This window comes from Mesorhizobium sp. M1E.F.Ca.ET.063.01.1.1, assembly GCF_003998155.1.
Taxonomy (GTDB): domain Bacteria; phylum Pseudomonadota; class Alphaproteobacteria; order Rhizobiales; family Rhizobiaceae; genus Mesorhizobium.
In genome coordinates this window covers 1-5,938 of sequence record NZ_RZSC01000355.1, presented here as the reverse complement: position 1 = coordinate 5,938, position 5,938 = coordinate 1, and the positions used below count along the sequence as shown (strand labels likewise).

Sequence of the window (5,938 nt, the reverse complement as noted above, 5' to 3'; positions counted from 1 at the left end):
GAAGTATGATGTGAGGTTGGGCGCTGTCCGCGAAGCCCTGTCGAAACTCTCGGCCGAGGGCCTTGTCGACGCCAGGGCGCAGCGTGGATACACGGTCTCGGACGTGTCTCCGGAAGACCTCGCAGAATTGACCGATGCCCGCGTCCGCATCGAGCAGGAGTGTCTCAAGCTGGCGATCGAGAAAGGCGGGCTCGAGTGGGAGACGGACATCGTGGCTGCCCTCCACCGTCTCAGCCACACGCCGTATACGATGCCCGATGACCCTGCCGTTCTGGATCAGCGCTGGGTCAAGGCGCATCGTGAATTTCACCGTGCTTTGGTGTCAGCCTGCGACAACCGCTGGCTGCTTCGGATTCGTGGGCAGCTTTACGATCAAAGCGAGCGCTACCGTCAGCTCTCGGTGCCGCTCGCCAGAGCCGAACGCGATGTGGCGCAAGAGCATAGAAACATCGCGGATGCGGTCATCGCTCGCGATGTGGCCCGCGCCTGCGCGGCGATAGCATCGCATATGTGGACGACAACGCAGATCGTCACGACCGGGCTCACCTGAGCACTGGAGCTTACCTCAAGAAGCCCCAGTGTGGAAAACAAGTCTACGCATGATCTTGAACGACGGCCTTGTGCTCGGTGCCGTCGGCTTTCCAGCTTAACCGTCCGGAAGGGGACGTTCCGCTTCTGATGCGGTGGACGGCTCTCCACCCGCCCAGCGATATGATCGTGGGGCCAGAGAGTCTGGACAACCCCGCTGGACTATGGATGGCGGCGTACGCGGGTCCGATTTCGACGGCAGCTTGCGCCCAATGGAGGGCTTCACGTTCGTTTCGCTAATCTAATTTTGCCCGCCTGACCGGCAGAAAGTTAGAATTTATATAGCACAAACAACGGAGTTCCCAGTTTCATCCTGTCGGGTGCGCCACAATTTCTCTTATGTTTCAAAGGCGTACGCAGCAGGCAGCTGATCGCCCCGCGGACCGCTGCCCAGAGCGCATAAGCGCCACAGGTCGCTTTTGCCGGCGATAGAACGCCGCAAATTGGCACGAGCCCTGGCGCTTCATCCGAACAGTGAAACGATGGAGTCGCGCTGCTGCCAGATCATGACCGCGCCACTAAGAGCCATGAAACCCACGACAATCGCTCGGAACCGCATCTCCGGCATATTTCGGAGGAGCCGCTTAGCGAGCCAGTTCGAGGCCAGGGCGCCGGCGCCGGCAGCTAAGCCAAGAAGCCACATATTGCCAGTCATGGCATCCAGTGTCGTATAGGTGCCGATCTTCACGAGATGGGTCGGCAAGGAAACTGCTGTCTTAGTGCCGACCATACGTTCTTTTGTAATGCCGGCATTGAGGTAGAGCGTGTTCATGACCGAACCTACGGCGCCGATCAACCCGTCTAGGAATCCGGTTACCAGTTCAGCTGGAAAGAACCACCACTTCGCAACGTCAAAGGTCCGCTGCTTCCGGCCGAAGCGGTACTGTAGAACCGTTGAAATTAGGAAGAGGCCGACGACGATCTGCAGCCACTCCGCAGGGGCCGTGGAGAACAGAACCGCACCGAGGAATCCGCCGATGAGGGCACCCGGAAGCCCGCATTTGACCACCGACCACTCGATGTCTCTCCAGAACACGAATGCCCGACCGCCGCCCGCTACCATCGTGGCCAGTGTCGTCACCGGAGCCACCGCCTGTGCTCCGGCGATGAAACCCACTAGTGGGACGAGGAGCAATTCTCCGCCACCACCACCGACTGTCGATACGATCCAGGCAACGAAGCCTGACACCACAAGGAGAATATACTCGACCATCCGACCCTCCGCTCACCTGTCTGGCTCGTGCGAATTGTCTTCGAAGTTCGACCGGCAACGGCCTTCAGCGGCCGGCTCGCGGAAACAGCTCGATCGGATTTCCGGAGGGGTCCTCGAGCAGGATCTGGTTTCCCCCGATGCCCTTCCACGATCTCGTTTCGGAAACAGCAATTCGCTCGCCTACCTGGATTGCTCGCGCGAATGCTGGGGATGAATGCTAACGCCAGCGTACCGGTACGCTAGCTTCAGTCCTTCTTGAACTCGAATAGCTCGATGACGTTGCCCGAAGGATCTTCGATCAAGATGGCGCGACCGGCGCCGCCGTCGCTTATATCGCCGCGGAATCGTGCATGAGCCCGGCGCAACCGCTCAATCAGAACGTCGAGCTCCTTCGTGACGATCATAAACCGGTTCCACCCGCCAGGCCTCGGATCGCCGCCCGCCTGACCACCGCTTCCCGCGCCTGGGGCGCTGAGATATAGCGTGAATTCGTCGCGCAACAGCGCGGCGAACTTGCCCGGATTGTGCTTGTCGACCTTGAAATCGAGATTGTCTTGATAGAACTCGACCGCTTCGTCGACGTCGGCAACGATATATCGGACGGAAATCATTCAAACTCCTTCCGTCTCCGATAACCCGCGATGGTATATTCAGTTCCTTCTAAAGGCCGGCCGCGCCTGACCGTTTAGTAGGTGATCTTCGGGTACCAGTCGGTCCCGCGGCCCCCCGGCGTCCAGTCCAGGACATTCCATAGCATCATCAGGTCCGGCTCGGTTGTCGGGTCCTTGCCCGGATCGGCTGACTCGAAACCGAGCTCCGCGCCCCAGAAGTGCCGGATGGTGCCGTCGCGCCGGGTGAAGACGTTCTCGGCGGCCGTGTCGGTCCCATCGTCCATGATGGCGTGGTAGTCCCGGCTGAAATTGCCGTTGAGGTCGGCATAGAGCGGCAGGTTCTTCCAGCCGCGCTCCACCTTGAAGGCGATCTGACGCTCGATGGCCGAAAGGCCTACGACCGCGAGGGCGATCCGCTGGCGGAGGTGGTCGGCGTTGCCGTCCAGGCAGCTCAAGAGCGCGGTGCACATGGGGCAAGGGCGCTGGCGCTTGGGACCGTACATCCAGTTGTAGACGAACAGGGTGTCCTTATCGCCGAAGAGCGCCTCGAAGCCGACGGGATTGGCGCCGGCCACGCTGCTGGCTTCGCCCATGAACTGATAGTCGCCTTTCACCTCACCGCCAGGCGGCAAGGCGCGACGCTGGGCGGCTACACGCGCAATGTGGCGATTGAGTTCGATCTCCTCGGCCAGCAGGGCCTCGCGCGCCTTGCGGTACTCGGCGCTCTCGTTCGGCTGGCGGGCGCGGTTCTTGTGAGCGATTGCAGTGGCGGGTTGCAGAGCGGTGCCGTCGGCCATGACCTTCTCCCAATTCAAACCACTCTAACTGGCTACCCGCCTTAGGGTTCCGCCTGGATCGTTGCCGCGGCCGATGGATGGCGCTCGATACCGATGTCGAAGCTCCCCTATTGATGTGGTCGAAGGAATCGCCGTCCAGATCAACGTTCTCGCCCCGATGCGGGTTGGAGGCCGGCGGCGGCGATGCCGGTAGAGACGCGGGCGAAGACGGCAAGTATGAAGACACCGGCTTGCACGCCGCCTGCGGGCCGCCGATCTGGTAGTGCATGAGCCAGATCCAGACCAGCAGAACCAAGAAGGTGAAGTGCATGCGGATGGTCGTGCCGGCGATCGTGCCCAGGTTCAGTGACCAGCCTGTTGGCATAATTGTCCAGCAGCGCTTCACATTTGGCGGCGTTTTATGTCGATTGATGCTCGACCAGGCGTTCTTTAGCGCGACAGCTTGTCCCTAATCGTATCAATCAGCTTTTCGGCTGCGGCACGCCCAGCATCAATGGCTTCTTTCGCTCGGTCGAAATCCATAAGGTTGATCGAGGTAACAGCTGGAGCGATCAGCACGTGCGGCGGCTCGCCGGCTAAGCGCGAGCGGGTGATCCTCTCCTGCATGATATTAAGCGCGTTGACGAGTACGTCGAAATAGCCGGGGGATTGGGGATCGCCCTTTACGAGGTAGGGCAAGATGCGTTCTGCAGGGTTGCGCATGGCGGCTGGTATCTGGCCCAGCAGCTGAGCTACCCGCGCCGCACGTACGGCCTCCCCGTCGATGCCGAGACCAGCGCGCAGCTTCTCCCTCCGCCGCCCGAGAAGGCCCTCGCTGACACTAACGGCGATGATAAAGTCCGCACCGAGCGCGCGGCAGGCAGAGACTGGAACTTGGTTGACCAGCCCTCCATCGACGAGCCACCGATCGTCGAACAGCACCGGGCTGAGAATACCCGGCATGGAGATGGAGGCCCGTATTGCTCCAGCAACTGATCCTTTCTCCAACCAGATCTCGCGCCCGTCGGCTAGGTCAGTTGCGATCGCCACGAAGGCGACAGAAAAGGATTCGATCGGCTGGTCTATTCCCAATTCCTCCAAGAGGTTCTGGACCCGCTGTCCCTCGATGAGGCCGCCCCTTTTGAGACTGATGTCGAGAAGCGACATGATCGTACGTCGATCCACTGCTTCGGCCCATCTGCGCAAAACGTCGAACCTGCCGGCCGCAAAGGCCCCGCCCACCAGCGCTCCCATGGAGGTGCCGGCGATGGCCATCGGCTCGATACCGGCTTCGAGCAGTGCTTCGATGACGCCAATGTGCGACCAGCCGCGCGCCGCGCCGCCTCCGAGTGCCAAACCTATTTTGTGGGGAGCCATCTATTAAGCCCTCGCCGTGCAATCTAACCTATTCTCAGCGTTTGAAAGGGAGGCTCCGGCTGGTCACAATCGGAGTCAAGCGCGTTTGCCAGGAATTTCTTGCTTGATGGGCAATGCCATCGACAGCCGGTGGCGAAAACTTTGCGCCGACGCGCCGCATACATTCACTGGAAAAATCCGTGATTGCCGTTGATCCGACCCGCACCCATGACTAATTGGCAGGTTGCGGATCGGGCCCCTCTGGCGGACGCTGGTGAAGCTCCGTGATGTCGGACCGCATCGGAACGATCCGATGCCTTGACAGTCCGGCACTCGACGCAACAGGCACGTACGATCGCTCCGATCATCAGTGATCAAGAGGAGCGATACCATGGATTTTTTCTTTTCGACTGGCTTGGCACGCCTGCCTGGTTCTGGCTGGCCTTTCTCGGCCTCGTTGTCGCGCTCACCGCATTTGATCTCGGCGTCCTTCACAAGGAAGCTGGTGCGCCAGGATCAGGCGATCGTCAGAAACCTCGATCGGCACGGCAAAAACGACTGACATGCGCGAGCGAGTCTTGCGGTGCCGCTATTCGGTGGGACGCCGGATACGCTCGACGTGGCTAGCGGCGGCGATCACGCAAGGCGACCATTGCGGCAATCGTGGTTGTGGCGGTGACACGTCAGCATGTGGTCGTTGGATTGGCAGATGAAGATGTCGATGGACCCGTCGGCTTCGACAGCGCCGCCCAGCGCAAGCGAGAGTTCGCCGCCGACATGGCGCTCCAGTCCCACGCCTTGCGCATGGCCGCGGAGGGTGCCGTCACCGCATACGAGCAGGTCGTCGGCGAGGCCTGGAAGCCCTTCGAGCGCGCGATCGAGAATCCTGGCAAGACGGTCGACCGGAAGGCGGCCGAGCTGCAGATGGCGGCTCTCGGATGAGCCGCCGAGGGCGGGGCTTCGGCCCCGCCACTTATCGGGCGTGTGCGACAGCGAGATCGATTTGAAAACGGGTGGTTTGCGCCTCATGGCAGTCTTTCCTACGATCCCGCCCATTCACCAAAAGCGGTCATCGCTATTGCAGAGGCCACAGGCAGCTTGGCGCCCAATTTCGGACGCTCAAGCAAGTTTGAACAGCTCCGGAAAGCGGACATATCCTGTATTGGCTCCTTCGTTTTGACTTTCTGATCGTCCGCAAATCCAAGCGGCCCCAAGTTATGACAAAACTCGGCTCGGCTTCAGATCACCGCTTTCTATCAAACGGATCAAAGTGCGGCGCGCTCACTTCTGCCCTCCAGCGATTGAGCGCTTCCTGCTGCCACGCTCCCGCTCGAGCCGGTAGACGTCGGGCAATGGTTGCCAGTCCTTCGGCGTCAGCCGCATGCACCATTTCT

At 60.7% G+C, this 5,938-nt stretch carries 7 protein-coding genes and 2 pseudogenes; 4 read left to right on the top strand and 5 right to left on the bottom strand.

The features are described from left to right. The coding region (locus EOA29_RS22310; RefSeq protein WP_127221548.1) for an FCD domain-containing protein at positions 1-550 on the top strand (550 nt) is incomplete at its 5' end. 501 nt (positions 551-1,051) lie between these two features. On the opposite strand, the gene EOA29_RS22305 is transcribed toward EOA29_RS22310, so the two are convergent. The 4 genes and pseudogenes from EOA29_RS22305 to EOA29_RS22290 all read right to left on the bottom strand — a co-directional run bounded on the left by EOA29_RS22305 (position 1,052) and on the right by EOA29_RS22290 (position 3,209). Continuing rightward, the gene (locus EOA29_RS22305) at positions 1,052-1,801 is read right to left on the bottom strand and encodes a sulfite exporter TauE/SafE family protein (protein ID WP_127221546.1); all 750 of its coding nucleotides are present in this window, start codon (positions 1,799-1,801) and stop codon (positions 1,052-1,054) included. Between the two features lie 64 nt (positions 1,802-1,865). Beyond that, a pseudogene (locus EOA29_RS43160) lies at positions 1,866-1,983 on the bottom strand (VOC family protein); the annotation flags it as partial. A 63-nt stretch (positions 1,984-2,046) separates the two neighbouring features. After that, positions 2,047-2,412, bottom strand: coding sequence for a VOC family protein (locus EOA29_RS22295; RefSeq protein WP_126095079.1), 366 nt, complete (start codon positions 2,410-2,412; stop codon positions 2,047-2,049). Between the two features lie 74 nt (positions 2,413-2,486). Then, positions 2,487-3,209, bottom strand: coding sequence for a DUF899 family protein (locus tag EOA29_RS22290; protein WP_126095078.1), 723 nt, complete (start codon positions 3,207-3,209; stop codon positions 2,487-2,489). Positions 3,210-3,286: 77 nt separating this feature from the next. On the opposite strand from EOA29_RS22290, the gene EOA29_RS44055 reads away from it, so the two are divergent. Further along, complete coding sequence (locus EOA29_RS44055) at positions 3,287-3,472, top strand: hypothetical protein (RefSeq protein WP_189478958.1); 186 nt, start codon at positions 3,287-3,289, stop codon at positions 3,470-3,472. Between the two features lie 166 nt (positions 3,473-3,638). Here EOA29_RS44055 and EOA29_RS22280 read toward each other — a convergent pair whose 3' ends face one another. After that, a complete protein-coding gene (locus EOA29_RS22280; RefSeq protein ID WP_126095077.1) occupies positions 3,639-4,565 on the bottom strand; it encodes a patatin-like phospholipase family protein in 927 nt (308 codons plus the stop codon). Between the two features lie 370 nt (positions 4,566-4,935). Between EOA29_RS22280 and EOA29_RS41590 the strand changes: the two genes are divergently transcribed. Together EOA29_RS41590 and EOA29_RS22270 are read left to right on the top strand one after the other, a co-directional pair. Next, complete coding sequence (locus tag EOA29_RS41590) at positions 4,936-5,106, top strand: hypothetical protein (RefSeq protein ID WP_189478957.1); 171 nt, start codon at positions 4,936-4,938, stop codon at positions 5,104-5,106. Between the two features lie 146 nt (positions 5,107-5,252). Next, a pseudogene (locus tag EOA29_RS22270) lies at positions 5,253-5,486 on the top strand (hypothetical protein); the annotation flags it as partial. Positions 5,487-5,938 lie beyond the last annotated feature (452 nt).

What these genes read in the sequence shown, in the direction of transcription:
- EOA29_RS22290 (WP_126095078.1), bottom strand. Translation starts at nt 3,209, where the DNA reads ATGGCCGACGGCACCGCTCTGCAACCCGCCACTGCAATCGCTCACAAG.
- EOA29_RS44055 (WP_189478958.1), top strand. Translation starts at nt 3,287, where the DNA reads ATGGCGCTCGATACCGATGTCGAAGCTCCCCTATTGATGTGGTCGAAG.
- EOA29_RS22295 (WP_126095079.1), bottom strand. Translation starts at nt 2,412, where the DNA reads ATGATTTCCGTCCGATATATCGTTGCCGACGTCGACGAAGCGGTCGAG.
- EOA29_RS22280 (WP_126095077.1), bottom strand. Translation starts at nt 4,565, where the DNA reads ATGGCTCCCCACAAAATAGGTTTGGCACTCGGAGGCGGCGCGGCGCGC.
- EOA29_RS41590 (WP_189478957.1), top strand. Translation starts at nt 4,936, where the DNA reads ATGGATTTTTTCTTTTCGACTGGCTTGGCACGCCTGCCTGGTTCTGGC.
- EOA29_RS22305 (WP_127221546.1), bottom strand. Translation starts at nt 1,801, where the DNA reads ATGGTCGAGTATATTCTCCTTGTGGTGTCAGGCTTCGTTGCCTGGATC.